The sequence below is a fragment of the Kineosporiaceae bacterium SCSIO 59966 genome (assembly GCA_020881835.1).
GTDB lineage: Bacteria > Actinomycetota > Actinomycetes > Actinomycetales > SCSIO-59966 > SCSIO-59966.
The window spans coordinates 2,199,899-2,225,512 of sequence record CP052876.1 but is presented as its reverse complement, the minus strand read 5'-3'; the positions used below and the strand labels follow the sequence as shown (position 1 = coordinate 2,225,512).

Here is a 25,614-nt window from a genome sequence, read left to right as displayed (position 1 = left end):
GCTACCGGTGCGCCAGCCGGTCCGCTGCCGCCACGGCGAGCGTGCCGAGGGCGTTCGACGCGGCGTGGACGACGAGGGGTGCGGTGACGCTGCCGCTGCGCCGGTGCAGCGCGGTGAGGAACCAGCCGGCCAACGACGTGCTCACCACGGCCGCCGCGGTCGACCCGGCGAGCCGCCGGGGCGCCCGGACGCCGTCGGCGCGGGCCGCCTCGAGCGCCGGCCGCACGTGCCACAGACCGAACACGACCGCCGCGGCCTGCTCGGCGCGCCGCCGAGGCAGCAGCCGGCCGAGGACCGCGGGCAGGACGGCGCGGAACGCGATCTCCTCCCACAGCGCCGTCCCCACGGGGACCCGCAGCGCGACGTGGTGCGCGACCTCGCGACCGGACAGCTCGGTGATCCGCTCGTCGGCCAGCAGCCGGCGCAGCCCCGGGACGGCGACCGCGGCGGCGATGCCGCCGGCGACCACTGCGGCCAGGGTTCCGCCGAGGCGCAGCCCGGCGGGGACGCGCGCGAGCTCGGTGCCGAGCTCGGCGGGGGTGATCCCTCGGGCCCGTGCCAGGACCAGTAGGCCCGCGGCGGCCGCGCTGTTCGCCGGGACGTAGCGGCGGGAGTGCCAGTCCGTCGCGCCGAGCCCGTTGTTCCAGGCGGCGAGACCGAGGGTGACGGCGGCCGCGGTGACCGCGTCCCCCCGGGTCACCCGTCCGCCTCGGTGCGGCTGCGCAGCAGCCGGCGCAGCGAGTCCAGCCGGGCCCGGCCGTGCGGTCCGGCGTTGCCCGCCTCGACCCACGCGTCCAGGGCGCAGTCCGGCTCGTCGTGGCTGCAGCCGCGGGGGCAGCCGGCGCTGCCGGGCTCGAGGTCCTCGAAGGCGCGCAGCAGGTGCTGCGGCTGCACGTGCGCGAGCCCGAACGAGCGGATGCCCGGGGTGTCGGTCACCCAGCCGGACCGGCCGGGCAGCCGCAGCGCGACCGCCGAGGACGAGGTGTGCCGTCCCCGTCCGGTGACGGCGTTGACGCTGCCGGTGGCCCGGTCGGCGTCCGGGACGAGGGCGTTGACGAGCGTGGACTTGCCGACCCCGGAGTGGCCGAGCAGCACGGTCTCGTGCCCGGCCAGCCGGGCGCGGACGTCCTCCACCCCGTCGATGGAGCCGTCCGGACGACGGCGGGTCACGAGCGTGGTCAGGTCGAGGTCGCGGTAGGCGGCCAGGAACGGGGCGGGGTCGGCGAGGTCGGCCTTGGTGAGGCACAGCAGCGGCGTGATGCCCGCGTCGTACGCAGCGACGAGCGCGCGATCGACCATCCGGTGCCGGGGCGCGGGGTCGGCGACCGCGGTGACGACGACCAGCTGGTCGGCGTTGGCGACGACGACCCGTTCGACCGGGTCGCTGTCGTCGGCGGTCCGGCGCAGCACGGTGGCCCGTGGCTCGACCCGGACGATCCTGGCGAGGGCGTCCGTCGTCCCGCTGACGTCGCCGACGACTCCGACCCGGTCGCCGACGACGATGCCGGTGCGCTGGATCTCCCGCGCCCGCATCGCGACGACGACCCGCTCGGTGGGGCCGTCCTCGTCGACGAGCGTGGTGTACCGGCCCCGGTCGACGGTGAGGACCCGGCCGGTGACGGCGTCCTCGTGCCGTGGCCGGTCCTTCGTCCGGGGTCGAGACCCTCTGGGGTTGGGGCGGATCCGGACGTCGCTCTCGTCCAGGCGTCGCGTCGACCGGGAGGTCACCCGGTGGCCTCCCGGGCGGGCTGGAGCATCCGCGACCACATGCCGGGGAAGTCCGGCAGGGTCTTCGCCGTGGTGCCGACGTCCTCGACCTGGACTCCGGGCACCCGCAGGCCGATCACCGCGCCGGCGGTGGCCAGCCGGTGGTCGCCGTAGGTGTGGAACACCCCCGCGTGCAGCGGGGCGGGGCGGACGACCAGACCGTCGGCGGTCTCGGTGACGTCGCCTCCCAGGCCGGTGATCTCCCGGGCCAGCGCCGCGAGCCGGTCGGTCTCGTGGCCGCGAAGGTGCGCGACGCCGGACAGCCGGGAGGGGGTGTCGGCGAGGGCGGCGAGCGCGGCCACCGTGGGGGTGAGCTCTCCGGCGTCGTGCAGGTCGGCGTCCACCCCGTACAGCTCGCCGGTGCCCCGCACGGTGAGGCCGTCCCGCTCGAGGGTCACCTCGGCTCCCATCGAGTCGAGCAGGTCCCGGATCGCGTCGCCGGCCTGCGTCGTCCACTGCGGCCAGCCCGGGACGGTGACGCGACCCCCGGTGACGGCCGCGGCGGCCAGGAAGGCGGTGGCGTTGGACAGGTCCGGTTCGACCTGGACGTCCAGTCCGCCGATCTCCCCGGGCTCGACCCGCCAGGTGTCCGGCTCGAGGTCGTCGACGACGACGCCGACGTCGCGCAGCGCCTCGACGGTCATCGACACGTGCGGCCGGCTCGGGATCGGCGCGCCGGTGTGCCGAACGGTGAGGCCCCGCTCGAAACGGGCCGCGGCCAGCAGCAGCCCGGAGACGAACTGGCTGGAGTCCGTGGCGTCGATGGCGACCTCGCCGCCGGTCACGGTGCCGGTGCCGTGAACGGTGAACGGCAGACCCCCCCGGCCGTCGTCGCTGACCCGGACGCCGAGAGCGCGCAGGGCCTCGAGGACCGCTGACATCGGCCGCTCGCGGGCGCGGGGGTCCCCGTCGAACCGGACGTCGCCGGCGGCGAGGGCCGCGACCGGGGGCAGGAAGCGCATGACCGTGCCGGCGAGACCGCAGTCGACGGAGCCGCCGTGCAGGGGGGCCGGCGTGACGAGCCAGTCCTCACCGAACGGGGACGCTCCCGGGACGTCCTCGATGCCGGCGCCGAGGGCCCGCAGGGCACCGGCCATGAGCAGGGTGTCGCGGGAGCGCAGCGGCGCCCGGAGCCGGGACGGCTGAGCGGCCAGGGCGGCGATCACGAGGTAGCGGTTGGTCAGCGACTTGGAGCCGGGCAGGGTGACGGTCGCGTCGACGGGCCGGTCCGGGGTCGGCGCCGGCCACAGCGGCAGGCTCATAGGTGGCGAGCCTACGACCCGGTGCGGTGCACGGAACGCTCGCTCTCGGACCCTGACGCCTCGGACCCTGACGTCTCGGACCCCGACGCCTCAGACCCCGACGGCGCTGCCGGCACGCCGCGCCGCCCGCTCAGCCTCCCGGCGAGCCTGCCGCGCCACGGTCCGCGCCTCGCGGCCGGCGTGCCGGGCGGTGCGCCTGGCGTCCTTCGTCGCGTGCCGGGTCCGCCACGCCAGGCCCGGACGGCCCTCGGTGTCGACGGTGGCCAGCAGCACGCCGCCGAGCAGCCCGAGGTTCTTGAGGAAGTGGGTCCGCTGCCGGCGCTTCTCCTCCGGGTCACGCACCGTCCAGAACGGGTGCTCGACGTACGTCGTCGGGACGAGCGTCGCGGCCAGCACGGCCGAGGACACCCGGGGGAGGCGGTTGAGGGCGAGCAGCGCGCCCGCCCCGGCCATCGCCGCGCCGTTGGCCCGCACGAGCGTCTCCGGGTCGTCGGGCAGGCGCAGCGGTCCGGCGACCCGGTGCACGAGCGGGCGCGCGGCATCCGCCTTGGCGGCGGGGTGCCGGGCCTGGTCCAGGCCGGTGGCGATGAAGACGGCGGACAGCAGCGGACGGGCGATGCGGCGGACGAGCGTCATGTGCCTTGTCCTACCGCAGAACGGCCCGTGGCGCGAGACCACCGGGGCTGCGCTGCTGGCAGGCTGGGTGCCATGTGCGGCAGGTACGCGGCGAGCCGGCACCCCGACGAGCTCGCCGAGGAGTTCGAGGTGCACACGGTCGAGCTGGACCCGCCGGCCGCTCCCGGCCGCGACGGCCCCGACTGGAACGTCGCGCCGACCACGGCGAACCCCGTCGTCCTCGAGCGGGACGACGCCCGCCGGCTGCGGCTGCTCACCTGGGGGCTCGTCCCGTCCTGGGCCAGCGACCGCACCGTGGGAAACCGGATGATCAACGCCCGGGCCGAGTCGCTGCTCGACAAACCGGCCTACCGGCGCGCCGCCGCGGTGCGCCGGTGCCTGGTGCCGGCGGACGGCTGGTACGAGTGGCAGGCCAGCCCGGTCGTCACCGACGGGCGGGGCCGGCCGCGCAAGCAGCCCTTCTACATCCGCCCCGCCGACGACGAGGGTCTCGCCTTCGCCGGGGTGTACGAGCTGTGGCGGGACCCCGGCCGGGACGCCGACGACCCGGCGGCCTGGCTGGCCACGTACGCCATCGTCACGACGGACGCCGAGCCCGGTCTCGACCGGATCCACGACCGGATGCCGTTCGTCCTGCCCCGGGAGAGGTGGGAGGCCTGGCTCGACCCGGCGGTCACCGACCCGGACGACGTCCGCGGGCTGCTCGCGCCGGTGCCACCGGGTCGGTTCACCGCCGTCCCGGTCAGTCCGCGGGTGAACAACGTGCGCAACAACGGCCCGGAGCTGACCCAGCCGGCGCCGGTCGAGGAGCTGGTCGGGGTCGTCGACCCGGCGACGGGGGAGCTGCTCGGTGGCCAGGACACCGCGCTCTTCTGAGGTCGAGGTCCCGACCTCGCAGGGCCCGGCGCGGGTCCGGCTGAGCGAGCCTGCCGGACGCCCGGTCGGGCGGCTCGTCCTCGGTCACGGGGCGGGCGGCGGGGTCGACGCCCCGGACCTGCTCGCCGTCCGGGACGCGGCGGTGGCCGCAGGCTGGGAGGTGGCCCTCGTCGTCCAGCCGTGGAAGGTGGCCGGCCGCCGGGTGGCCACCGCACCCGCCCGGCTCGACGCCGCGTGGACCGAGGTGCTGCGGGCCCTGCCCGCTCGCGGGCCGCTCGTCGTCGGCGGCCGCAGCGCCGGGGCGCGGGTCGCCTGCCGGACGGCCGCGGACCTCGACGCGGTGGGGGTGTGCTGCCTGGCGTTCCCCCTGCACCCGCCGGGACGTCCCGACCGAAGCCGGGCCGGTGAGCTTCCGGACGACCGGCCGGTCCTCGTCGTCCAGGGCCGCCGGGACCCCTTCGGCAGCCCGGACGACGTCCGGGCGGCGGCACCCCACGGCCGCGCCGAGGTGGAGGTCGTCGCCGTCGACGGGAACCACGCCCTGGCAGCCGACCCGGACGCCGTGGCCGGCGCCGTCGTCGCCTGGCTCCAGCGGCTGCGGAACACACCCGGTCGCGGTGGTGTTCGCACCGGGTGAGAACGCTGCCCCGTCCCCGTCCGGAGGTCACGCCCGTGCTGGTCAACCTTGACGCCGTGCTTGCCGGCGGGGTCGCCCCGTCGCGGTTCGCGGACGGCTCAGGCGCAGCACTAGGCTCAGCGGCGATGAGCGAGGAGACGACGCGCGCCCCTCAGGAGGAGACCTCCGAGCAGCGCGCTGCCCGCTTCGAGGACGAGGCGCTGCAGTACCTCGACCAGCTGTACTCCGCGGCGCTGCGGATGACCCGTAACCCGGCGGACGCCGAGGACCTCGTCCAGGAGGCGTACACCAAGGCCTTCGGGTCGTTCCACCAGTACCGGCCCGGGACGAACCTCAAGGCCTGGTTGTACCGGATCCTCACCAACACGTACATCAACTCCTACCGCAAGAAGCAGCGGCAGCCGCAGCAGTCGCAGGCGGAGGAGATCGAGGACTGGCAGCTCGCCCGCGCCGAGTCGCACACCTCGACCGGTCTGCGCTCGGCGGAGGCCGAGGCACTCGACCGGCTGCCCGACTCCGACGTCAAGGACGCTCTGCAGGCCCTGCCCGAGGACTTCCGCATGGCGGTGTACCTCGCGGACGTCGAGGGCTTCGCCTACAAGGAGATCGCCGAGATCATGGGCACGCCCATCGGCACGGTGATGTCGCGGCTGCACCGCGGACGTCGCCAGCTGCGGGCGATGCTGGAGGACTACGCCCGGGAGCGTGGGCTGGTGCCCACGTCAGGATCGGGGGAGGACTCGTGAGCTGTGGTCGTCCGCACGAGACGGACTGTCGTGACGTCCTCGACCGGGTCTACGAGTACCTGGACGACGAGCTCACCCACCACGACCTCGTCCGCATCCGCCAGCACCTCGACGAGTGCGCCCCGTGCCTGCGGCAGTTCGACCTCGAGGTGGCGTTGAAGGCGCTCGTGCGCCGGTCCTGTCAGGAGCCAGCCCCGGACAGCCTGCGGACCCGGATCATGGCCCGGATCACCGAGGTCCGCGTCCAGCTGGACTGAGCCCGGACGCCGTCAGGCGTTGGGGCGGTTGCCGTGGTTGGCAGCGCTGTTCTTGCGTGCGCGGCGCTTACGGGCTCGCTTGCTCATCCCGGTCCTCCTCGAGGTGACGGTGGTCTGCGTGCCGGCATCGTCCCACACCGGCAGGGGCGGCTCAGCCGGCGAGGGTCCGGTTGAGGGCGTCGAGCACGGCCCGGGCCACGGCGTCCGGGTGGTCCCCGCGCACGGGCGCGGAGCCCGTCAGCACCTGCTCGCCCACCCGCGGGACACCGAGGACGAGAACGACAAGTGCGACCTCCCGGGTGGCGGTGCGGACCAGGTCCGCGGTCTCCAGCTCGCAGCGCATGCCGAGCAGCTCGCGGAGGGCCGCCAGCGTCGCCGAGGCCACGATGCGTGGCCGGTGAGAGGGCGAGAGCGGTCCGAGCGCGGAGCCGGTGAACGCGTCGTCCCCGGCGCCCAGCGTCACCTCCACCTCGTACTGGCCGCCGGCGGTGCGGGTGGCGATGCTCGTCACGACCACGCGCGCGTGGTCCGGCCGGTCCGTCGTCGCCTCGGCGGCGGAGTCCTCCTCGTGCGTCGCGTCCCGGTCGCCGATCTGGACGACGGACACGATGCGGTGGTCCAGGTCGAGGTCGAACTGGGCCAGGGCGACGGATTGGACATCGCGGACGAGCTGCTTGGCGGGCTTGCCCGGGTTGGCCAGGACGTGGATCTCCTGGGGGCGGGCGTCCGGGTCGGTGACGACGCTCACCGCACGGACGTCGGACAGCTGGCAGAGGGCGTCCTCGAGGTCGGGCAGCAGGCGTAGGGCGGGCACGGCGGGCTCCAGCGGTCGTTGGTCGCGTCGTCGCGGAGGGTAGGGCAGAATGGGCCCGGATCGCGGGACGTCAACCGATTGTCACCCCGTGACCGTTTCGGCGGTACGGCGAACGGGTGAGTCACGCTACGTCAGGGACTGTTCGCTTGACGTGGTGGCTGGCGATCACTTCACTGTACCTGGGCGTCACGCTGGTCACAGGGACCACAGCACTCCCGCGACGCCGAGCCACAACTCCAGAGCGAGCAAGCGGGGCCGACAGCTCAGCAGTCCTGCATGGCCAGTTGTCTTCACCCTCGAACGCGTATCCCACCGAGCGGAGCGGAGCGCGCGCGGACGACCAGCGGTGTCCGTGACATCACGTGAAGGATGTGATGTCGAGATGAAGATCATCGTGGCTGCGGTGGAGCGCATGCTCTCCGCGGAGGCGGTTTGGGCCTGGGAGGGTCGCTGACCCTCGACGAGCTGTCGACCCCGGTTGCCCGCTCTGACCGGAGGGACTCGTGCTTGACTTGCCGCGCGCTGCGAGGGCGTTCATCGCCCTCCTCGTCGTGCTGGACGTCGGCTACCTCCTCGCGGTGGGCCTCGTCGACCAACCGTGGCAGGACCTCCGGTGGGTACCCTTCGTGGGGTTGGCAGTACTGAGTGTTTTCGGTCATTCACTACGGATCTCTGCCCACACTACCCAAAGCATTTCTGCGGTTTTCATCGTCTATTTGGCTGCGATTCCGCTGCTTGGAGTCTGGGGCGCCGTGCTCGTCGCGACGCTGGCCGCCGTCATCCAGATCAACGGCTGGAGCCCGGTTGTTCGAGCCTTCAACGCCGCCCAGTTCGGGCTCGCCACCCTGGCTGCCGCCGTCACGTACCGTCTCGCCGGTGGGTCCTTCGACATCGCGCAGCTGAGTGGGCTGGAGTTCGTCTGGGGCAACGTGCTGCCGATGGCTTTGGCCGCCGCGGTGATGTGCGTAGTCAACGCAGCCTTCGTTATTGGCATCGTGCACTTCCACAAGGGCGTTCCGTTCTGGCAGGCCTTCTGGGGGACGGTACGGCCCGGGGCCGCTCCCTACCTCGGGTACGCCATGTTCGGCGTCCTGCTCGCCGTGCTCTGGGACGGCGCCGGCATCGGACCGCTCTCGGCCGTCCTCGTCCTCGCCCCGCTCTACGTCGCCCGCTGGGCCTGGGCCCAGTACGCCGCCGAGCAGGAGGCGTACGAGCGGACGGTGCTCGCCCTGGTCGGCGCGGTCGAGGCCAAGGACCTCTACACCCGCGGCCACAACGAGCGGGTCTCGCACGCCAGCGTCCTCATCGCCCGCCAGGTCGGCCTGGCGACGGACCGGGTCGAGATGGTGCGCTTCGCCGGGATGCTGCACGACGTCGGCAAGATCGGCGTCCCGACCCGGGTGCTGCGCAAGAGCGGCAGGCTCACCGACGAGGAGTTCGCCGCCATCGCGCTGCACCCGGTCCGCGGTCTGGAGATGGTGCGCGGTATCGAGTTCCTCGAGGACGCCTACTCCGGGATCCTGCACCACCACGAGCGGCTGGACGGCAAGGGCTACCCGATGGGGCTGTCGGGTGACGACATCCCCGAGCTGGCGCGCATCATCGCCGTCGCCGACGCGTTCGACTCCATGACCTCGACCCGCTCCTACCGCCGCGCCCGGGAGGTCGACGAGGCGCTGGTGGAGCTCGAGGCCGGCAAGGGCACGCAGTTCGAGCCCCGGTTCGTCGACGCGCTCGTCGCCGCGCTCGAGCACGAGCCGTGGGAGCCGACCCGCGCACCGGCCGCCGAGGTGGTCGCCGGCGCCGCGGACGCCGGTGGGTTCGACCACGACGATCCCGACGCCCCCTCCTTCCACCGGGGCGCACGTCCGCTGCCGGACGGCGCCGACCTGGGGACGTCGTGACCGGGCGGGCCGGGCCCGCCGTCCCGGGGACGACACCGGCCGGCGTCGTCACCGGGATCGCCGCGCTCGTCACCGTCGTGGCCACCGTGTCCGCCGCGGTGTCGTGGAGCCGCGGGGAGCTCGGTCCCGTCGTCCTGCTCGGCGCCTTCGCCGTCCTCATCGCGGCCGGTGAGCTGCTGCGTCTCAACCTGCCGGGAGACCGCGACGCGGCGCCGATCGGTGCGGCGATGGCGCTCGCGCTGGCCCTCGTGCCCGAGCTCGGTGACGAGCCGTTGACCTTCGGTGCAGGGGCGGTCGTCGCGGTCACCGCCGTCGGCGTCCTCGTCGGCGTCATGCCGCACGCCCTGGCCGGCCGCGCGCCGCGCGCGGACGTGCTGGCCCGGCGGGTGCTCACCGTGGCGATCGCCGCGGTGCTCTTCCGGTCCGTGCCGGTGGCCGGACGCCCGCTCGTCGAGCACGTCACCGACTGGGAGGACCACCGCTGGCTCGCCGCCCTGGTGATGATCGCCGTCGCGCTGCTCGCCGCAGCCGTCGACTCGGTCGTCGCCGCCGCGGTCCGGGCCGCCCGCCAGCACGCCCCGCTGCGGCCCGTGCTGGTCGACGAGGTGCGCGCCGCGGCCGGGATCAGCGCGGCCATCTCCGCCACCGGCGTCCTCGTCGCCCTGGCGGCCCGCCCGATGGACCTGCTGGCCCTGCCGGTGTTCGCCGTCCCGCTGCTGATCACGCAGTTCGCCTTCCGCCGGTACGCCATGGTGCGGCGGACCTACCTGCAGACGATCCGCTCGCTGTCCCGGCTCACCGAGATCGGCGGGTACACCGAGACCCGGCACTCCCAGCGGGTCAGCGCACTGGCCGTCGCGATCGGCCGCGACCTCGGGCTCGGCGAGTCCGAGCTGCTCGACCTGGAGTACGCGGCGCTCCTGCACGACATCGGCCAGCTCTCCCTGACCGACCCCATCCCCGGTGGCGCGACCGTGATGGCGTCCCCCGCGCAGCAGCAGACGATCGCCGAGCTGGGCGCCGGTATCGTCGCCAGCACCGGCGTCCCGGAGGCCGTCGCCGTCGCCGTCGCCCGACAGCACCGCCCCTACCGGACGCCGTCCGACCGGCTCTCCGGGGACGCCGAGGTGCCGCTGGCCAGCAGGATCATCCGAGTCGCCAACGCCTACGACGACCTCGTCGGCGAGTCCGGCGGCGAGGCCGCCCGCACCGTGGCGCTCGAGCGCATCCACCTCGGCCTCGCGCACGACTACGACCCCCGGGTGGTCGCCGCCCTGTCCCGAGTCCTCGCCCGCAGCTGAGCCGAGGTTCGACGGCCAGACGGCGTCCGCTCAAGTCGGCGCCGGAACGCACCGACACTGCTGGGGTGAGCGTCAGTGAGGTGCAGCCCGCCCAGAACGGCGACCGCCCGCCGCTGTCCGTCGTCGACTACCTGCTCGCCCTCGTCGAGCTGGCCGGCTCCGACCTGCACTGCAAGGTCGGCTCCCCGCCGCGGATCCGCATCGACGGCCGGCTGCGCAAGCTGCAGGCCCCGGAGCTGACCCCCGCGGACACCGAGCACATGGTGGCCGAGGTGCTGCGTCCCGACCTGATCGAGGAGTTCGCGGCCACGAACGAGGCCGACTTCGCCTACTCCATGCCCGGCGTCGGACGCTTCCGCGTCAACGCGTTCCGTCAGCGCGGGTCCGCCGGTCTGGTGTTCCGCCGGGTGACCTTCGGCGCCATCCCGCTGGAGGACCTCGGGGTGCCGCCCGCCGTCGGGACGCTCGCCCTCGAGCCGCGCGGTCTCGTCCTCGTCACCGGGCCGACCGGCTCCGGCAAGACGACGACGCTGGCCGGGATGGTCAACGCCATCAACACCCAGCGCGAGGTGCACATCGTCACGATCGAGGACCCGATCGAGGTGCTGCACAGCGACGAGCTCGCCATGATCAACCAGCGGGAGCTGCGGATCGACACCTCCGACTTCGCCACCGCGCTGCGTGCCGCGATGCGGCAGGACCCGGACGTCATCCTCGTCGGGGAGATGCGGGACGCCGAGACCGTCCGGGCCGCACTCACCGCCGCCGAGACCGGGCACTTCGTCATGTCGACCCTGCACACGACGGACGCGCAGGAGACGATCAACCGCATCATCGACTTCTTCCCCCCGCACGAGCAGATGCAGGTGCGGCTGTCCCTGGCCGGGTCCCTGCGCGGCATCCTGTGCCAGCGGCTCGTCCCGCGTGCCGACGGGCAGGGGCGGTGCGTCGTCATGGAGGTCTGCGTGGGCACCGGGCGGATCGCCGACGCCGTCGCGGACCCGGAGAAGACGAGCACGATCTCCGACCTCATCGCCGACGGCGGGTTCTACGGGATGCAGACGTTCGACCAGCACCTCGTCACCTACGTGCGCGACGGCCTGGTCACCCTCGAGGACGCGATGGCCGCCTCGAGCCACCCGCACGACCTCATGGTCGAGCTGCGCCGGCTCGGTCTGGTCACCTGAGCGGACCCCTGACGTAGCCTGCGGTCGGTGAGCAGCGACCCCGTCACCCGGACCTTCACCGTCACCGACGAGGACACCGCCGCCGCACTGGGCAGCGGTGACCTGCCGGTTCTCGGGACGCCGCGGCTGCTCGCGTGGTGCGAGGCCGTCACCTGTGCCGCGGTGCCGGACGCCGTCGCGGCCGGTCGGACGAGCGTCGGCACCCGCGTCAGCCTGGAGCACCTGCGGCCCAGCGCGGTCGGGTCCCGGGTGACGGTCACGGCCGAGGTCGTCGCCGTCGACGGCCGGCTCGTGCGGTTCGCCGTCCGCGCCGAGGACGACGAGCAGGGCCTGCTCGCGGTCGGCGAGGTGACCCGCGTCGTCGTCGACGCCGACCGCTTTCTCGCCCGGGTCCGGGGACCCGCGCAGGGCTGACGCCGGACCGCTATGACGAGCCCCCGCCGTCCTGGGCTGCGTCACCCGTGAGCGGCAGGGCGAGGACGAGCAGGTCCACGCCCGGCACCGGGGTCCAGTCGAGAGCCGGCTCGCGCCGGAACCCCAGGCGGCGGTAGATGCGGTGGGCCGCGTGCGAGTGCGGCTCGGTCGACAGCACGAGCCGGCGGGCGCCGTCCGCACGGGCCCCGTCGATGCACGCCTGCACCAGCGCCTGGCCGACGCCACGGCCGCGCGCGTCCGGGTGGACGCCGAGCATCCGGAACTCCGCCTCCCCCGGTGCGCAGACCTCCGCCAGCGGCGACCCGTGCCGGGCGTACGTCACGCTGCCCACCACCTCGCCGCCGTCCAGCGCCACGAGGACCGTCCCGTGGGCGGCCCGCTTCCTCGCGTTCCCGACGTCCTCGAGGTAGTCCCGGTCCCCGCCGAGCCCGTCAGCCTGGTAGGCGGCGACGACCACCGCCCCGGCCGCGTCCAGCTCGTCGTCCTCGGCCGGCCGTACCCGGACCCGGCCCGTCACCGTCGCGTCGTCCACGGCCGTCATCGTGCCGTACGCGCCCAATTGCCTCTTGAGTGCCGGTTCGCACGTGCCGATGGATGACCGTGGAGCCCGGGAGCGTTCCGTCGCTGCTCACGCCGCTGCGTGATCCGCCCGCGGCGCGTCGGCGGAGCGGGCGGTACCTCAGCGTCCAGGTGAAGTTCACCATCGCCCTCGCCTGGTCCGTGCTGTGGATGGCCGGCTCCGTGTGGCTGTCACTGCCCTGGCTCCGCGACCTCGCCGACCTCACTCACCCTGTCATCGCCGTCCTCGTCATCACGCTGGTGGCGTACCTCCCGGGCGGCGTGGTCGCGTTCCTCGCCGCCAGCCTGGTGCTGGACCGGCAGCCGTCCCTGCGGGTGACCTCCCCGACGACCCCAGTGACCGTCGTCATCGCGGCGCGCAACGAGGTTGCCGGCATCGGGACGACGCTGCGCTACCTGGCGAACCAGGACTACGCCGGGCCGGTGACGGTGGTACTGGCGGACAACGGCTCCGCGGACGGCACCGCCGAGGTCGCCGCTCAGGCTGCTCAGGACCTCGGCGTCCGTCTCGTCGTCGTGGACGCCCCGGTCCCGGGCAAGAGTCACGCGCTCAACGCCGCTCTGGACCGGGTGACCACCGGCCTCGTCGTCACGCTCGACGCCGACACCCTGCTGCACCCCAGTGCGCTGCGGAGCCTGGTGGCGCGCCTGGAGTCCGCCCCGGACGACGTCGTCGCCGTCGCCGGGTCGATCCTCGTCCGCAACAGCCGGGACGGGTTCTGGGCCCGGATGCAGGAGTGGGACTACTTCCTCGGCATCGCCTCGGTCAAGCGGATGCAGGGCCTGTACCAGGGGACCCTCGTGGCCCAGGGCGCCTTCAGCCTGTACCGGGCCGATGCGGTCCGGGCGGTGGGTGGGTGGCCCGACGCCATCGGGGAGGACATCGTCATCACCTGGCACCTCTTGGCACAGCGCGGCCGGGTGTACTTCGAACCCCTCGCAGTCGCCTTCACCGACGTGCCCGTGAGCCTTCGGCACCTCGCCCGGCAACGGGCGCGGTGGGCCCGCGGGATGCTCGAAGGGCTGCGTGCAGTGCCGCCGTGGCGTCAGCACACGCCCATGACCCGGCTGATGACGGGGCTCGACCTCGTCATCCCGGCTCTCGACCTCGGGTACACGCTGATCTGGATGCCGGGGCTGGTGCTCGCTCTGGCCGGCTACTACTGGGTCGTCGGCCCCTGGACCCTGTTCGTCCTACCGCTGACCCTGCTGGTCAACGTCATCCTCTACCGGTTCCAACGCCGGCACGTCTTCGGTCGGCTGGGCCTGCGGGTGCGCCGCAACGCCGTCGGCTTCGTCGCCTACGTCGTGGTCTACCAGATGGTGATGTCGCCGGTGGCCGTGTACGGCTACCTCCAGGAGCTCGTGGGCAGCAGGAGGCGCTGGAAGTAGCGGTCTGTCCCCTCCTTACTCTCGGCCGAGCGCGTCGGCCAGCACCGCCCCCAGGACGTCGAGCGACTGCGGCCCCGGCTCCTCGGGCAGGTGCGGCAGCAGCACCTGCGGCATCTCGCCGAGGTCGGCGTCGATCCGGTCCAGCCACGCGCGCTGACCGCGGACCTGCGCCGCGAGGAACGGGTCCGCGCTGCCGCTCGGCAGCACCCGGTTGACGACGAGCAGGCCCAGCGGCAAGCCGCCTGCTCGCAGGGCGTCCCGTGCTCGTGCGGTCTCCAGCACGGCGAGTCGTTCGGGCACGACGACCAGGTGGACGGCGGACTCGTGCCGCAGCAGATCACGCACGGCGGTGAGCCGGTCGCGTCGCGCCCGCAACCGGGTGGCGACCGGGTCCGGAGCCGGTTCGGCGTCCTCCCGGGCCAGGGCGCGGGCCAGGGAGTCGGTCCGCAGGAACGATTCGCGGGTGCGCAGCAGGCCGTCCACCCAGCCGGACAGCAGGTCCGGCAGGGTGAGCAGCCGCAGCGTGTGCCCGGTCGGAGCGGTGTCTACGACGACCCGGTCCCAGGTGCCCGCGGCCACCGCGTCGAGCAGGACGTCGGACAGCCGGTCGAGCAGCGCGCTCTCCTGGGTGCCGGGGCTGGCCAGCGCCGCGTCCAGGTGCCGCCGTAGCGCGGGCATCACCGCTGCCGGGACGACGTCGCGGGCGTCCTCGGCGATTCGCGCCACGTGCTCGCGGGCCACCTGCTCGGCGTCGATCTCCAGCACCGACCACCGGTGTCCGGCCGGGACCGGGTCGCGCCGGGGGTGCACCCCCAGCAGGTCGGACGTCGAGTGGGCGGGGTCGGTCGACACGAGGAGGGTCCGGTGGCCGTGGCTGGCGAGCAGCCTGGCGAGGGCCGCGGCCACCGTCGTCTTGCCGACCCCGCCCTTGCCGCCGACGAGGTGCACCCGGACGCCGGTGAGCGCCTCAGCAGCAGGCACTGCCGGACAGCCGGTCGATGCCCCGGGAGACGTGCAGCTGGTGGGTGCGGGTCAGCAGCCACGGGTACACCTCGAGGGCGTAGTACGACACCGGGCTCTGGGCCCCCATCGCCTCGAGCAGCAGGACGCCGAGCAGCTCCTCCTCCTCGCGACGCGCCTCTCGCCGCAGCTCCGTGCGCCACCGGGCCACGAAGACCGCGTCATGAGCGGCCTCGAGGCGACGCCAGGCCCGCGTCAGCCGGTCCACGGTCGGTCCGAGACCGGCTCCGACGGCTCGGTGGTGTCATGCCGACGGGCCGAGCGCAGCGCGATCGCCGCCTCGACGATGAGCCAGATCGCCAGGACGAAGATGATCGCGTCCAGCGGGGCGAGCACCCACTGGCCCTCCTCGATGAAGTTCCTGAGGTTCACGACCAGCGCCCACGACGTCATCACCAGCAGGAAGACCAGCGGCACGAGCACGGGCAGGCTCGGCCGCCCGCTGCGGGTCACCCACACCGCGATGACCGCCAGAGCGAGCCCGGCGGTGAGCTGGTTCGTGGTCCCGAACAGCTGCCACAGCACCCCGAAGGTGTAGCCGGCCTCGCCGCCACCGGGCAGCAGCGCCATCACCAGCGGCACGATGACTGCCACCAGGGACGCGAGCGTGAGGTTGCGGGCCAGCGGCCGGAACCCGGCGGACTCGGAGATCTCCTGGATGACGTACCGCTGGAGACGGACGCCGGTGTCCATCGTCGTCGCGGCGAAGCTGATGACGACCACCGCGGCGAAGACGGCGGCGACGTCCAGCGGGACCGCGAGGTTGTTGGCGAAGTTCGCCACGCCCTGGACGAAGTTGTTGGTCGCCCCGCCCGAGGCGGTGGCGAAGTCGACGTAGAAGGCCTCCCACTCCACCTGGGTGGCGGCGAGGCCGGCGGAGACGGCGAGGACCGATCCCATCGCGAGGCTGCCCTCACCGGCCGCGCCGACGTACCCGACGTAGCGGGCGTCGGTGTCCTTGTCGAGCTGCTTGGCCGTCGTCCCGCTCGCCACGAGGGAGTGGAAGCCGGAGATCGCCCCGCAGGCGATGGTGATGAACAGGAACGGGAAGATCGGTGGTGAGCCCTCGGGGACGTCGTTGAGCACCGGGGCGACGATCCGGTCCATCCCGACGAGCATGCCCAGCAGGATGACCCCGAGCGCGATGAACAGCTGGTGGGAGTTGATGTAGTCCCGCGGCTGCAGGAGCACCCACACCGGCAGCCGGCTGGCGAAGAAGGTGTAGACGAACAGGATGATGACCCACAGGTCGCGCGGCCGGTCGAAGCCGAGGTCCGTCGCCAGCGGGGTGATGTCCAGCGGCACCTGCTCGCCGACCCAGATGAAGAAGTACAGGATCGCCACCCCGACGAGCGAGGGCACCAGCGCCGAGCTGCGGGTCCGGTAGATGTACTGCCCGATGCCGATCGCGAACGGGATCGACAGGATCACCGGCAGCACCGCTCCGGGGTTGGCGACGAACAGGTTGCCGATGACGACGGCGAACACGGCGTTCACCAGCGTCAGCAGGAAGAAGATGATCAGCAGGAACAGGATGCGCGCCCGCCTGTTGATCACGTCGCCGGCGAGAGTGCCGATGCTGCGGGCCTTGTGGCGGACCGAGACGACGATGGACCCGAAGTCGTGGACGCCGGCGGCGAAGACGGTCCCCAGCACGATCCACGCCAGCGCCGGACCCCAGCCCCAGAACACCGCGATGGCCGGTCCGACGATGGGTGCCGCGCCGGCGACCGAGGTGAAGTGGTGCCCGAACAGCACGTGCTTGTTCGTCGGCACGAAGTCCACGCCGTCACGCAGCTCGTGCGCGGGCGTCACGAACGCGGGGTCGAGGCCGAAGACGCGCCGGGCCAGGTACGCCGAGTAGTAGCGGTAGCCGACGAGGAAAATGGCCAGGACGGCGACAGCGACGACGATGGCGGGCATCGGAGTCCTCCCGTGACGGTCGGCGGCCCCGTTGTCGCCGAACCTGGCGGCGACGCTAGTGTCCGCCTTGTCCGAGATCAAGGGCTCTGGTGGCGGACGGTCGGGGAGGCGGAGCGGTGCTCGAGCAGCCGGTGCAGGACGTCCTCGTCCGCTCGGTGCGTGCCGCGGCCACCGCGGAGGTGTGCTGGACCGAGGACGCCGCTCCGGCCGGCCGTCCCGTCGTCCCGCTGCTCGACGTCGACCACCCGGTCCTGGCCGTCCCCTACGCCGAGGCGGGTTGGGCGCGTTCCCTGGCCACGCGCCCCCGCGTCGTGCTCACCCTGTCCGACCCCCGCCTGACCGCGTCGGGGTGGGCGCCGCTCGCGGTGACCGCCGTCCCGCGGCTGGTCGAGGACCGGGGCGGCGAGGTGTTCGTCGAGACCCTGCTCGACCAGGAGCTGCGCAAGCACCCGCCGTCCCGGGCCCTTGCCGACTCACCGTTGCTGCGCCGGGAGCACTGGTGGTACCTGCCCCGGCTGCTGGTCCACCTCGACGTCCTCGACGTCCAGCCGTTCACCGCCCGCGCCGCGCCGGACGACGCCCTGCTGGTGACGGCCGACCCCGGCGCCGTCCACGTGCCCCGAGTCCGGCCGGCCCGCGTCCCGCACTGGGGCCCTCCGCTGCAGGTGGAGCCTCTGGACGGTGAGTCGCTGCCTGACTCCGGCACCGCGATGCTCCTCGGGCACGACTTCACCGAGCCGGACCTGGAGCGGTGGTCCTCCTGGACGGTCGTCGGGCCGCTGCGCGACGGGGTCCTGGACGCCGAACCGCCGGCCGAGCGGACCGTCCCCGGGATGCCGGCCCTGCGCGAGCGTGTCCGCCGCCACAAGCGGCTGCGGCGGGCGTGCGAGCAGGGTCTACGGCTCCCGTGAGACGGACCGCGCGACCGGCGGCCGAAGCAAGGCGCGGGATCAGGCCTTCTTGGTCTCCCAGAAGATCTCGGCGATCTCGTCGATCTTCGCCAGCAGCTGGTCTGCCACCTCGACGTCGCTGCTGGCCTTGGTCCCGCCGCCACCGCCGGCGAGCTTCGTCGCCTCGTTGAACAGCTGGTGCAGCTGCGGGTACTTCTCGAAGTGCGGGGGCTTGAAGTAGTCCGTCCACAGCACCCACAGGTGGTGCTTGACGAGCTCGGAGCGCTGCTCCTTGATCATGAGCGCGCGGACCCGGTAGTCGGGGTCGTCGTTGTCGGCCATCTTCTCGGCGATGGCCTTGACGGACTGCGCCTCGATCCGCGCCTGGGCGGGGTCGTACACGCCGCAGGGCAGGTCGCAGTGAGCGCTGACCTCGACCGGACGGAGGAAACGGGAGAGCATGCTGGAGTCCCTTCCATGTTGACGTCGACGACCGGAACGATCTCCCGCGACACTACCTCGGTGCCAGACGTCGTGCAGCCGCAGCGGGGGCTCGGGCTCACCCGGGTCCGTGGCGTGTCGATGGAGCCCACGCTGCGCGAGGGGGACCTGCTGCTCGTCCGGTGGGGCGGCCGTCCCCGGCCGGGGCGGCTTGCCGTCGTCCGCCTGCCCGGGGGACGCCCGCTGTCGGTCAAGCGGTTGGCCCGCCGGGTGCCGGAGGGGTGGTGGGTGGAGCGGGACAACCCTGAGCGCGGCGTCGACTCCTGGCTGGTCGGGGCCGTCCCGGACGACGACGTGCTGGCCGTCGGGCTGTGGCGGCTGCCCCGGTGGCTCAGCGGGCGCTCCCGGGGCCTCTAGCAGCCCCTCCGGGTGTGCTGGATCACGGATCCTCCCGGGTCCTTGGTGAACGTGAGAACTTGTGGCACCCTAGCCACCTCGCGGGTGACCCCCGCCGCCGAGCCGCAGGATCCCGGCCCACCGTGTCGTGATCGTCATCCCGCGGTCGGCACCGCTCAGCGAACCGCTCCAGCGATCCAAGGGGTCACGAATGTCCGCATCCTCCGTGGAACCGGCCTGTACCGGCCACGATCCGAGCCGCCCGGTGTTCCTCATGCACCGTGGCGGCAAGCTCGAAGTGGTGCCGCGCCTGGCGCTGCGCGACCGGGCCGACCTGTCTCTCGCGTACTCCCCGGGCGTCGCCGAGGTGTCCCTCGCGATCGCCGCGGAACCGGCGCTCGTCGACACCTACACGGGACGGGCCAACACGGTCGCGGTGGTCTCCGACGGCACCGCCGTCCTGGGCCTCGGTGACGTCGGCCCGCGTGCCGCGATGCCGGTGATGGAGGGCAAGGCCCTGCTGTTCAAGCACTTCGCCGGCGTGGACGCCGTCCCGATCTGCCTCGACACCACCGACGTCGAGGAGATCGTCGACACCGTCGCCCGGATGGCGCCGACGTTCGGCGGGGTGAACCTCGAGGACATCAGCGCCCCACGTTGCTTCGAGGTGGAGCGTCGGCTGCAGGAGCGCCTGGACGTCCCGGTGTTCCACGACGACCAGCACGGCACCGCGATCGTGACGCTGGCCGGTCTCGTCAACGCCGCGCAGGTCGTCGGCAAGGACCTCGCCGGTCTGCGGGTCGTCGTCTCCGGCGCCGGTGCCGCCGGCGTCGCCGTCGCCGCCATCCTGCGCCGCGCCGGGGTGCTCGACGTCGTCGTCTGCGACAGCCGCGGGGTCGTCGAGCCGGGCCGGGCCGACCTGCCGGACCACAAGCGGCGTCTCGCCGCCACGACGAACCCGCGCGCTGTGGCCGGGTCCCTCGCCGACGCGCTGGTCGGTGCCGACGTCTACGTCGGCGTCTCCGGCGGCACGGTGCCCGAGGAGGCGGTGGCCGCGATGGCCGACGACGCCATCGTCTTCGCACTGGCGAACCCCGACCCGGAGGTGACCCCGGAGGTCGCCGCCCGGCACGCCGCGGTCGTCGGCACCGGGCGCAGCGACTACCCCAACCAGATCAACAACGTCCTCGCCTTCCCCGGGGTCTTCCGCGGCGCCCTCGACGTGCGGGCCCGCCGGGTGACCGAGGGGATGAAGCTGGCGGCGGCCCGGGCGATCGCGGACGTCGTCGAGCACCCGAGCGCCGGGGAGGTCGTCCCGAGCGTGTTCGACGAGCGGGTCGCCCCCGCGGTGGCCGCGGCGGTGGCCGCGGCTGCGCGCCGCGAGGGCGTCGCCCGCCGCTGACCCTGCCCGCCGCTGCCGTCGCCCGCGTCTGTTCGCTAGGTTCGGTCCCGTGTTCGCCGTCTACGCCGCCCGACAGTCGACCGACGACCCGCTGAGCGCGCTCGAGCTCGGCGAACGGCCCGAGCCCGAGGTGCCCGAGGGCTGGGCGCGGGTGCGGCTGCGCGCCGCCAGCCTCAACCACCACGACGTGTGGAGCCTGCGCGGCGTCGGCCTGCCCGCCGACCGGCTGCCGATGATCCTCGGCTGCGACGGGGCCGGGGTGGACGACGAGGGCAACGAGGTGGTCATCCACGCCGTCGTGTCCAGCCCGGGGTGGAGCGGGGACGAGACCGAGGACCCGCGCCGGTCCCTGCTGTCCGAGGTGTACCAGGGCACGTTCGCCGACGAGGTGGTCGTGCCGCGGCGCAACCTCGTGCCCAAGCCCGCCTCGCTGTCGTTCGAGGAGGCGGCCTGTCTGCCGACGGCCTGGTTGACCGCCTACCGGATGCTGTTCACGAAGTCCGGCGCACAGCCGGGCAGCACGGTCCTCGTCCAGGGCGCCGGGGGAGGGGTGGCGACCGCGCTCATCGCCCTCGGCTCCGCCGCCGGCTACCGGGTGTGGGCGACGAGCCGGGACGCCGACAAGCGGGCCCGCGCCCTCGACCTGGGCGCGGAGCAGGTGTTCGAGCCCGGGGAGCGGCTGCCGGAGCGGGTCGACGCGGTGATGGAGACCGTCGGCAAGGCGACGTGGGCCCACTCCCTGCGCGCGCTGCGGCCCGGTGGCACCCTCGTCGTCTCCGGAGCCACCTCCGGCGCTGACCCCTCGGCCGACCTCAACCGGGTCTTCTTCCTCCAGCTGTCCGTCGTCGGCTCCACCATGGGCACCCGGGACGAGCTGGAGCGGCTCGTCCGGTTCTGCGAGAGCACCGGCGTCCGGCCGCTCATCGACGCGACGATGCCGCTGGAGCAGGCGCGGGACGGGTTCGCCCGGATGGTCTCCGGGGACCTGTTCGGCAAGGTGGTCTTCACCCGGCCGTGACGGCTCAGGCGTCCTGGGGGACGCCGAGCCACTCGTGCCAGCCGCCGTGCAGGACCAGCCAGGCGAGCAGCCCGTAGCCGGACTGGCCCGGGTGGGTGCCGTCCCCGCCGGCGAGGTCGGCGAACCACGCGTCGTGCGCTGACAGCGGGCCGAACGCGTCGACGAACGGGACGCCGCGCCGCTGGCACACGTCGGCGAACGCCTGCGACAGGTCACCGAGCCGCGCGTTGACCTCCGTGTCCAGCGTCGGCGGTGGGCCGAGCACGAACGCCGCGATGCCTCGCGACTCGGCGTCGTCGAGGACGTTGGCGAGGTTCAGCCGGCTGCGTGCCGTCGACTGCCCGGCATCGACGTCCGCCCGGCCCAGGCCGACGGCCAGCCGGTTGTCGGCGTCCGCGGCGAACCGCAGGTCGGTCTCCTCCCGCCAGCGGGCGAGCAGGCCGGACGTCGACTCGCCGGGCACCCCGAGCGCGAACACCCCGGTCGCCGGCACCTGCACCGCGGTGCGGGCGGCTACCCGCCCGACCCAGCCGAGCGCGCGGCGGTCACCGACGCCGGCGACGAGCTCGTCCCCGACGACGCAGATCCGCAGCGGCGCCGGCCGCTCCTGGCTCACTCGCCGTCCTCGTCGTCGAGGCGGGCGAGCCAGGTGGCGAGCCGCTCCACCGGAGTCTCGAACTCGGGGTTGAGGTCGACGAACTCACGCAGCCGCTCGGCCACCCAGGCCAGCGAGACCTCCTCCTCGCCGCGCCGGGACTCCAGCTCCTCGATGCCGCGGTCGGTGAAGTACACCGGATGCTCCTCCGTTCAGGGGCGGTCAGCGCTGGAACGCCTCGTCCACCAGCGCCTGCTGCTCCTGCTGGTGCTTGCGGCTGGAGCCGGTCGCCGGCGACGCCGACGCGGGCCGGCTCACCCGGCGCACGGTCCGCCCGCCGAGCAGGTCGGGCAGGGCCAGGGCGGTGGCCGGCCAGGCACCCTGGTTCGCCGGCTCCTCCTGCACCCACACGAGCTCGGCGTCCCCGAAGGGGCTGAGCGCCTCGGACAGCGCCTCGCCGTCGAGCGGGTAGAGCTGCTCGACCCGGACGATCGCCGTCCGGCGGTCGCCGACCCGCTCACGGTGCGCGGCGAGGTCCCAGTACACCTTGCCGGTGCACATCAGGACGCGGTCGACCGCGCCGGGGTCGAGGTCACCGGTGTCGCCGATGACCGGGCGGAACGACCCGGTGGTGAAGTCCTCCACGGCCGAGGCGGCGGCCTTGAGCCGCAGCATCGACTTCGGGGTGAACACCACGAGCGGGCGGCGCGGACGGGCGTACGCCTGCCGGCGCAGCAGGTGGAAGTACGACGCCGGCGTCGAGGGCATGGCGACCGTCATGTTCCCCTCCGCGCACAGCTGCAGGAAGCGCTCGATACGGCCCGAGGAGTGGTCCGGGCCCTGGCCCTCGTAGCCGTGCGGCAGCAGCAGGACGACCGAGGAGCGCTGGCCCCACTTCTGCTCGGAGGAGGAGATGAACTCGTCGATGACGATCTGGGCTCCGTTGGCGAAGTCGCCGAACTGGGCCTCCCAGAGCACCAGGGCGTCGGGCCGCTCCACCGAGTAGCCGTACTCGAAACCCATCGCCGCGTACTCCGACAGCAGCGAGTCGTAGACCCAGAACCGGGCCTGGTCCTCGGACAGGTACAGCAGCGGCGTCCACTCCTCGCCAGTGGTCTTGGAGGTCAGGACGGCGTGCCGCTGGACGAACGTGCCCCGGCGGGTGTCCTGGCCGGCCAGCCGGACCGGGACGCCCTCCATGAGCAGCGACCCGAACGCGAGCAGCTCGCCGTAGCCCCAGTCGATTCCGCCGGCACGGGACATCTGGGAGCGCTTCTCCAGCAGCGGACGCAGCTTGGGGTGGACGACGAAGCCCTCGGGCGGGGAGACGTGCGCGTCCCCGATGCGCTTGAGCACCTCCAGGCTCACCGAGGTGTCCTTCACCTCGGCGACCGGCTCGTGCTGCTGGGCAGCCGGCTTCTCCAGCCCGGCCGGGGCGTCGTCGTCCGCGGGACGGTCGGGGGTCCGCTGCGCCTCGGACTGCGCCTCGCGGGTCTCGGTGAAGACCCGCTCGAGCTGCTGCTGGTAGTCCCTGAGCGCCTGCTCCGCCTCCTCCACGGAGATGTCCCCGCGGCCGATGAGCGACTCGGTGTAGAGCTTGCGGACCGAGCGCTTGGCCTCGATGAGCGAGTACATGAGCGGCTGGGTCATCGACGGGTCGTCGCCCTCGTTGTGGCCACGGCGGCGGTAGCAGACCAGGTCGATGACGACGTCCTTGTCGAACGCCTGCCGGTACTCGAACGCCAGCCGGGCGACGCGCACGCACGCCTCCGGGTCGTCGCCGTTCACGTGGAAGATCGGCGCCTGGATCATCTTGCCGACGTCGGTGGAGTAGAACGACGAGCGGCTCGACGCCGGTGCCGTGGTGAAGCCCACCTGGTTGTTGATCACCACGTGCACGGTGCCGCCGGTGCGGTAGCCACGGAGCTGGGACAGGTTGAGCGTCTCGGCCACCACGCCCTGCCCGGCGAACGCCGCGTCGCCGTGCAGCAGCACGGGCAGCACCGGGAACGTCGACCCGCCCTTGTTGAGGCGGTCCTGCTTGGCCCGGGTGATGCCCTCGAGCACCGGGTTCACCGCCTCGAGGTGCGAGGGGTTCGCGGCCAGGTAGACCTTCGTCGTGTCCCCGTTGTCGGCGCTGAACGTCCCCTCGGTGCCGAGGTGGTACTTGACGTCGCCGGAGCCCTGGACCGAACGCGGGTCCTGCTGGCCCTCGAACTCGCGGAAGATCTGGCCGTAGCTCTTGCCGGCGATGTTGGCCAGCACGTTGAGCCGCCCACGGTGCGGCATGCCGATGCACACCTCGTCGAGGCCCTCGTGGGCGGCCTCGGACAGCAGCGCGTCGAGCAGCGGGATGACGCTCTCCCCGCCCTCGAGGCTGAACCGCTTCTGCCCCACGTACTTCGTCTGCAGGAACGTCTCGAACGCCTCGGCGGCGTTGAGCCGCTTGAGGATCCGCAGCTGCTCGTCGCGAGTCGGCTTGGCGTAGGGCCGCTCCACCCGCTCCTGGATCCAGCGGCGCTGCTCCGGGTCCTGGATGTGCATGTACTCGATGCCGACCGTGCGGCAGTACGAGTCGCGCAGCACCCCGAGGATGTGGCGCAGCTTCATCACCGGCTTGCCGCCGAAACCACCCGTCGGGAACTCCCGCTCGAGGTCCCACAGCGTCAGGCCGTGGGTCTGGATGTCGAGGTCGGGGTGGCGCCGCTGGCGGTACTCCAGCGGGTCGGTGTCGGCCATGAGGTGACCGCGGACCCGGTAGGCGTTGATCAGGTGGTAGACGCGAGCAGTCCTGTTGAGCTCGTCGTCCTCGGACACGAAGATGTCCCGCACCCAGCGGACCGGCTCGTAGGGGATCCGCAGCGAGGTGTAGATCCGGTCGTAGAAGCCGTCCTCGCCCAGCAGCTTGGCGTGGATGATCCGCAGGAAGTCCCCCGACTGCGCGCCCTGGATGATCCGGTGGTCGTACGTCGAGGTCAGGGTCAGCACCTTGCTCACCGCGAGCCGGGCCAGCGTCTCCTCCGAGGCGCCCTGGTACTCCGCCGGGTAGTCCATCGCCCCCACGCCGATGATGGCGCCCTGGCCCTTCATCAGCCGCGGCACCGAGTGGACGGTGCCGATGGTGCCGGGGTTGGTCAGCGAGATGCTCGTGCCCTGGAAGTCCTCGATCGTGAGCTTGCCGTTGCGGGCCCGCCGGACGACGTCCTCGTACGCCGCCCAGAACTGGGCGAAGTCCATCGTCTCGGCGTTCTTGATGGCCGGGACGAGGAGCTGGCGGGAGCCGTCGTCCTTGAGCAGGTCGATGGCGATGCCCAGGTTGACGTGCGGGTTCCGCAGCACGGCGGGCTTGCCGTCGACCTCGGTGTACCCGTAGTTCATCTCCGGCATGTCCGCGAGCGCCTCGACGACCGCGAAGCCGATGAGGTGGGTGAAGGACACCTTCCCGCCGCGGGAACGGGCCAGGTGGTTGTTGATCACGATCCGGTTGTCGACCAGGAGCTTGGCCGGCACCGACCGCACGCTCGTCGCGGTCGGCACCTCCAGGCTGGCCTCCATGTTGCTGACCACCCGGGCCGCCGGGCCCTTGAGCCGGACCGGCTCGACCGGCTCCGCACCGCCGCCCTCCTGCGCCGCGGGGGCGCTCTTCGGCTTGGTCTCGGCCTGCGGTGCGGCCGGGGGCTTGGGGGCCCGCGGCTCGGCGGGCACCGGCGGGGCGGCAGCACCGACGGCCACCGTGTCGTCGGCGCGCCGGAAGTCGCTGTCCGCCGCCTCCGGCCCACGGGCCTTCGGCTCCGGGGCCGGCCCCGGCCGGACCGGCTCGGGCGACGGCTGCTCGACGTGGTCACTGGGTGCGCTGCCCTGGCCGCGGACGCCGTTGCCGCGCTTGTAGTCCTCGAAGAACTCCCACCACGCGCGGTCCACCGAGTTCTTGTCCTCGAGGTAGCGCTGGTAGAGGTCCTCGACCAACCACTCGTTGGGCCCGAAGGCGGCCGCCGCCTCCGGCGGGACGCTCTGCCCAGGTCCGGTGGGACGGGAACCGGAGGAGTCGGTCTGGGACACGGCGGGGATCGCCCTCTTCCACGGTCGTGAGCTGAATGGTCGCCGGTCCAAACCCTAGTCGTCGGCAGGGCTGGCGG

General features: G+C 73.2%; 26 protein-coding genes. 13 read left to right on the top strand and 13 right to left on the bottom strand.

Annotated features, from left to right (window positions below):
• Position 1: 1 nt before the first annotated feature.
• The 4 genes from HJG43_10335 to HJG43_10320 form a co-directional block, all read right to left on the bottom strand.
• Positions 2-700: a CPBP family intramembrane metalloprotease gene (locus HJG43_10335; protein ID UER54870.1), complete on the bottom strand. Its 699-nt coding sequence runs from the start codon at positions 698-700 to the stop codon at positions 2-4.
• The gene (rsgA, locus tag HJG43_10330) at positions 697-1,728 is read right to left on the bottom strand and encodes a ribosome small subunit-dependent GTPase A (GenBank protein ID UER54869.1); all 1,032 of its coding nucleotides are present in this window, start codon (positions 1,726-1,728) and stop codon (positions 697-699) included. The genes HJG43_10335 and rsgA overlap by 4 nt, the downstream gene beginning before the upstream one ends.
• Positions 1,725-3,029: a 3-phosphoshikimate 1-carboxyvinyltransferase gene (gene aroA, locus HJG43_10325; GenBank protein UER54868.1), complete on the bottom strand. Its 1,305-nt coding sequence runs from the start codon at positions 3,027-3,029 to the stop codon at positions 1,725-1,727. Before aroA ends, rsgA begins: the two co-directional genes overlap by 4 nt.
• A gap of 90 nt (positions 3,030-3,119) precedes the next feature.
• Complete coding sequence (locus tag HJG43_10320) at positions 3,120-3,665, bottom strand: DoxX family membrane protein (GenBank protein UER54867.1); 546 nt, start codon at positions 3,663-3,665, stop codon at positions 3,120-3,122.
• Between the two features lie 72 nt (positions 3,666-3,737).
• Between HJG43_10320 and HJG43_10315 the strand changes: the two genes are divergently transcribed.
• From HJG43_10315 to rsrA, 4 genes are all read left to right on the top strand, one after another.
• On the top strand, positions 3,738-4,541 hold the full coding sequence (locus HJG43_10315) for an SOS response-associated peptidase (protein ID UER54866.1): 804 nt from the start codon (positions 3,738-3,740) through the stop codon (positions 4,539-4,541).
• Positions 4,516-5,178, top strand: coding sequence for a hypothetical protein (locus HJG43_10310; GenBank protein UER54865.1), 663 nt, complete (start codon positions 4,516-4,518; stop codon positions 5,176-5,178). The genes HJG43_10315 and HJG43_10310 overlap by 26 nt, the downstream gene beginning before the upstream one ends.
• Before the next feature lie 125 nt (positions 5,179-5,303).
• On the top strand, positions 5,304-5,924 hold the full coding sequence (locus HJG43_10305) for a sigma-70 family RNA polymerase sigma factor (GenBank protein UER54864.1): 621 nt from the start codon (positions 5,304-5,306) through the stop codon (positions 5,922-5,924).
• On the top strand, positions 5,921-6,181 hold the full coding sequence (gene rsrA / locus HJG43_10300; GenBank protein UER54863.1) for a mycothiol system anti-sigma-R factor: 261 nt from the start codon (positions 5,921-5,923) through the stop codon (positions 6,179-6,181). The genes HJG43_10305 and rsrA overlap by 4 nt, the downstream gene beginning before the upstream one ends.
• A gap of 151 nt (positions 6,182-6,332) precedes the next feature.
• Here the strand turns inward: rsrA and HJG43_10295 are convergent, their stop codons facing one another.
• Complete coding sequence (locus tag HJG43_10295) at positions 6,333-6,995, bottom strand: hypothetical protein (protein UER54862.1); 663 nt, start codon at positions 6,993-6,995, stop codon at positions 6,333-6,335.
• A gap of 716 nt (positions 6,996-7,711) precedes the next feature.
• Here HJG43_10295 and HJG43_10290 point away from each other — a divergent pair.
• From HJG43_10290 to HJG43_10275, 4 genes are all read left to right on the top strand, one after another.
• A complete protein-coding gene (locus tag HJG43_10290; GenBank protein ID UER54861.1) occupies positions 7,712-8,899 on the top strand; it encodes an HD-GYP domain-containing protein in 1,188 nt (395 codons plus the stop codon).
• Complete coding sequence (locus HJG43_10285) at positions 8,896-10,200, top strand: HD domain-containing protein (GenBank protein ID UER54860.1); 1,305 nt, start codon at positions 8,896-8,898, stop codon at positions 10,198-10,200. Before HJG43_10290 ends, HJG43_10285 begins: the two co-directional genes overlap by 4 nt.
• 113 nt (positions 10,201-10,313) lie before the next feature.
• The gene (locus HJG43_10280) at positions 10,314-11,387 is read left to right on the top strand and encodes a type IV pilus twitching motility protein PilT (protein UER55887.1); all 1,074 of its coding nucleotides are present in this window, start codon (positions 10,314-10,316) and stop codon (positions 11,385-11,387) included.
• 27 nt (positions 11,388-11,414) lie between these two features.
• Positions 11,415-11,801: a thioesterase gene (locus tag HJG43_10275; GenBank protein ID UER54859.1), complete on the top strand. Its 387-nt coding sequence runs from the start codon at positions 11,415-11,417 to the stop codon at positions 11,799-11,801.
• A 10-nt stretch (positions 11,802-11,811) separates the two neighbouring features.
• Here the strand turns inward: HJG43_10275 and HJG43_10270 are convergent, their stop codons facing one another.
• Positions 11,812-12,363, bottom strand: a complete 552-nt coding sequence (locus tag HJG43_10270; GenBank protein UER54858.1) for a GNAT family N-acetyltransferase — start codon at positions 12,361-12,363, stop codon at positions 11,812-11,814.
• Between the two features lie 53 nt (positions 12,364-12,416).
• On the opposite strand from HJG43_10270, the gene HJG43_10265 reads away from it, so the two are divergent.
• Positions 12,417-13,793 (top strand): glycosyltransferase family 2 protein, encoded by a 1,377-nt coding sequence (locus HJG43_10265; protein UER54857.1) that lies wholly within the window; start codon positions 12,417-12,419, stop codon positions 13,791-13,793.
• 15 nt (positions 13,794-13,808) lie between these two features.
• On the opposite strand, the gene HJG43_10260 is transcribed toward HJG43_10265, so the two are convergent.
• From HJG43_10260 to HJG43_10250, 3 genes are read right to left on the bottom strand one after another with little or no spacing between them, the layout of a single operon-like run.
• Positions 13,809-14,774: an ArsA family ATPase gene (locus tag HJG43_10260; GenBank protein UER54856.1), complete on the bottom strand. Its 966-nt coding sequence runs from the start codon at positions 14,772-14,774 to the stop codon at positions 13,809-13,811.
• Positions 14,761-15,021 carry a hypothetical protein gene (locus HJG43_10255; protein ID UER54855.1) on the bottom strand — a complete coding sequence of 87 codons (261 nt, stop codon included), beginning with the start codon at positions 15,019-15,021 and terminating at the stop codon, positions 14,761-14,763. Before HJG43_10255 ends, HJG43_10260 begins: the two co-directional genes overlap by 14 nt.
• Entirely contained in the window at positions 15,009-16,736 is a 1,728-nt protein-coding gene (locus tag HJG43_10250) for a carbon starvation protein A (GenBank protein UER54854.1), read from the bottom strand. The genes HJG43_10255 and HJG43_10250 overlap by 13 nt, the downstream gene beginning before the upstream one ends.
• Positions 16,737-16,852: 116 nt before the next feature.
• Between HJG43_10250 and HJG43_10245 the strand changes: the two genes are divergently transcribed.
• The gene (locus tag HJG43_10245) at positions 16,853-17,647 is read left to right on the top strand and encodes a pyridoxamine 5'-phosphate oxidase family protein (protein UER54853.1); all 795 of its coding nucleotides are present in this window, start codon (positions 16,853-16,855) and stop codon (positions 17,645-17,647) included.
• Positions 17,648-17,686: 39 nt separating this feature from the next.
• Here the strand turns inward: HJG43_10245 and sodN are convergent, their stop codons facing one another.
• The gene (sodN, locus tag HJG43_10240; GenBank protein UER54852.1) at positions 17,687-18,088 is read right to left on the bottom strand and encodes a superoxide dismutase, Ni; all 402 of its coding nucleotides are present in this window, start codon (positions 18,086-18,088) and stop codon (positions 17,687-17,689) included.
• Positions 18,089-18,103: 15 nt separating this feature from the next.
• On the opposite strand from sodN, the gene HJG43_10235 reads away from it, so the two are divergent.
• The 3 genes from HJG43_10235 (at position 18,104) to HJG43_10225 (ending at position 20,883) form a co-directional block, all read left to right on the top strand.
• The gene (locus HJG43_10235; GenBank protein ID UER54851.1) at positions 18,104-18,484 is read left to right on the top strand and encodes a S24 family peptidase; all 381 of its coding nucleotides are present in this window, start codon (positions 18,104-18,106) and stop codon (positions 18,482-18,484) included.
• A 190-nt stretch (positions 18,485-18,674) separates the two neighbouring features.
• Entirely contained in the window at positions 18,675-19,865 is a 1,191-nt protein-coding gene (locus tag HJG43_10230) for an NADP-dependent malic enzyme (GenBank protein UER54850.1), read from the top strand.
• A 49-nt stretch (positions 19,866-19,914) separates the two neighbouring features.
• Positions 19,915-20,883, top strand: a complete 969-nt coding sequence (locus tag HJG43_10225; GenBank protein UER54849.1) for a zinc-binding dehydrogenase — start codon at positions 19,915-19,917, stop codon at positions 20,881-20,883.
• Positions 20,884-20,887: 4 nt separating this feature from the next.
• Here HJG43_10225 and HJG43_10220 read toward each other — a convergent pair whose 3' ends face one another.
• The 3 genes from HJG43_10220 to HJG43_10210 are packed head-to-tail and all read right to left on the bottom strand — an operon-like array spanning position 20,888 to position 25,537.
• Entirely contained in the window at positions 20,888-21,475 is a 588-nt protein-coding gene (locus HJG43_10220; protein UER55886.1) for a lysophospholipase, read from the bottom strand.
• Between the two features lie 20 nt (positions 21,476-21,495).
• Positions 21,496-21,675 (bottom strand): hypothetical protein, encoded by a 180-nt coding sequence (locus HJG43_10215; GenBank protein ID UER54848.1) that lies wholly within the window; start codon positions 21,673-21,675, stop codon positions 21,496-21,498.
• Between the two features lie 25 nt (positions 21,676-21,700).
• Positions 21,701-25,537, bottom strand: coding sequence for a multifunctional oxoglutarate decarboxylase/oxoglutarate dehydrogenase thiamine pyrophosphate-binding subunit/dihydrolipoyllysine-residue succinyltransferase subunit (locus HJG43_10210; protein ID UER54847.1), 3,837 nt, complete (start codon positions 25,535-25,537; stop codon positions 21,701-21,703).
• Positions 25,538-25,614: the final 77 nt, after the last annotated feature.

Bases quoted from the DNA above. Each gene is read 5' to 3' on its own strand.
- aroA (UER54868.1), bottom strand. From the start codon at position 3,029: ATGAGCCTGCCGCTGTGGCCGGCGCCGACCCCGGACCGGCCCGTCGAC.
- HJG43_10320 (UER54867.1), bottom strand. From the start codon at position 3,665: ATGACGCTCGTCCGCCGCATCGCCCGTCCGCTGCTGTCCGCCGTCTTC.
- HJG43_10315 (UER54866.1), top strand. From the start codon at position 3,738: ATGTGCGGCAGGTACGCGGCGAGCCGGCACCCCGACGAGCTCGCCGAG.
- HJG43_10305 (UER54864.1), top strand. From the start codon at position 5,304: ATGAGCGAGGAGACGACGCGCGCCCCTCAGGAGGAGACCTCCGAGCAG.
- HJG43_10270 (UER54858.1), bottom strand. From the start codon at position 12,363: ATGACGGCCGTGGACGACGCGACGGTGACGGGCCGGGTCCGGGTACGG.
- HJG43_10265 (UER54857.1), top strand. From the start codon at position 12,417: ATGACCGTGGAGCCCGGGAGCGTTCCGTCGCTGCTCACGCCGCTGCGT.
- HJG43_10250 (UER54854.1), bottom strand. From the start codon at position 16,736: ATGCCCGCCATCGTCGTCGCTGTCGCCGTCCTGGCCATTTTCCTCGTC.
- sodN (UER54852.1), bottom strand. From the start codon at position 18,088: ATGCTCTCCCGTTTCCTCCGTCCGGTCGAGGTCAGCGCTCACTGCGAC.
- HJG43_10235 (UER54851.1), top strand. From the start codon at position 18,104: ATGTTGACGTCGACGACCGGAACGATCTCCCGCGACACTACCTCGGTG.
- HJG43_10230 (UER54850.1), top strand. From the start codon at position 18,675: ATGTCCGCATCCTCCGTGGAACCGGCCTGTACCGGCCACGATCCGAGC.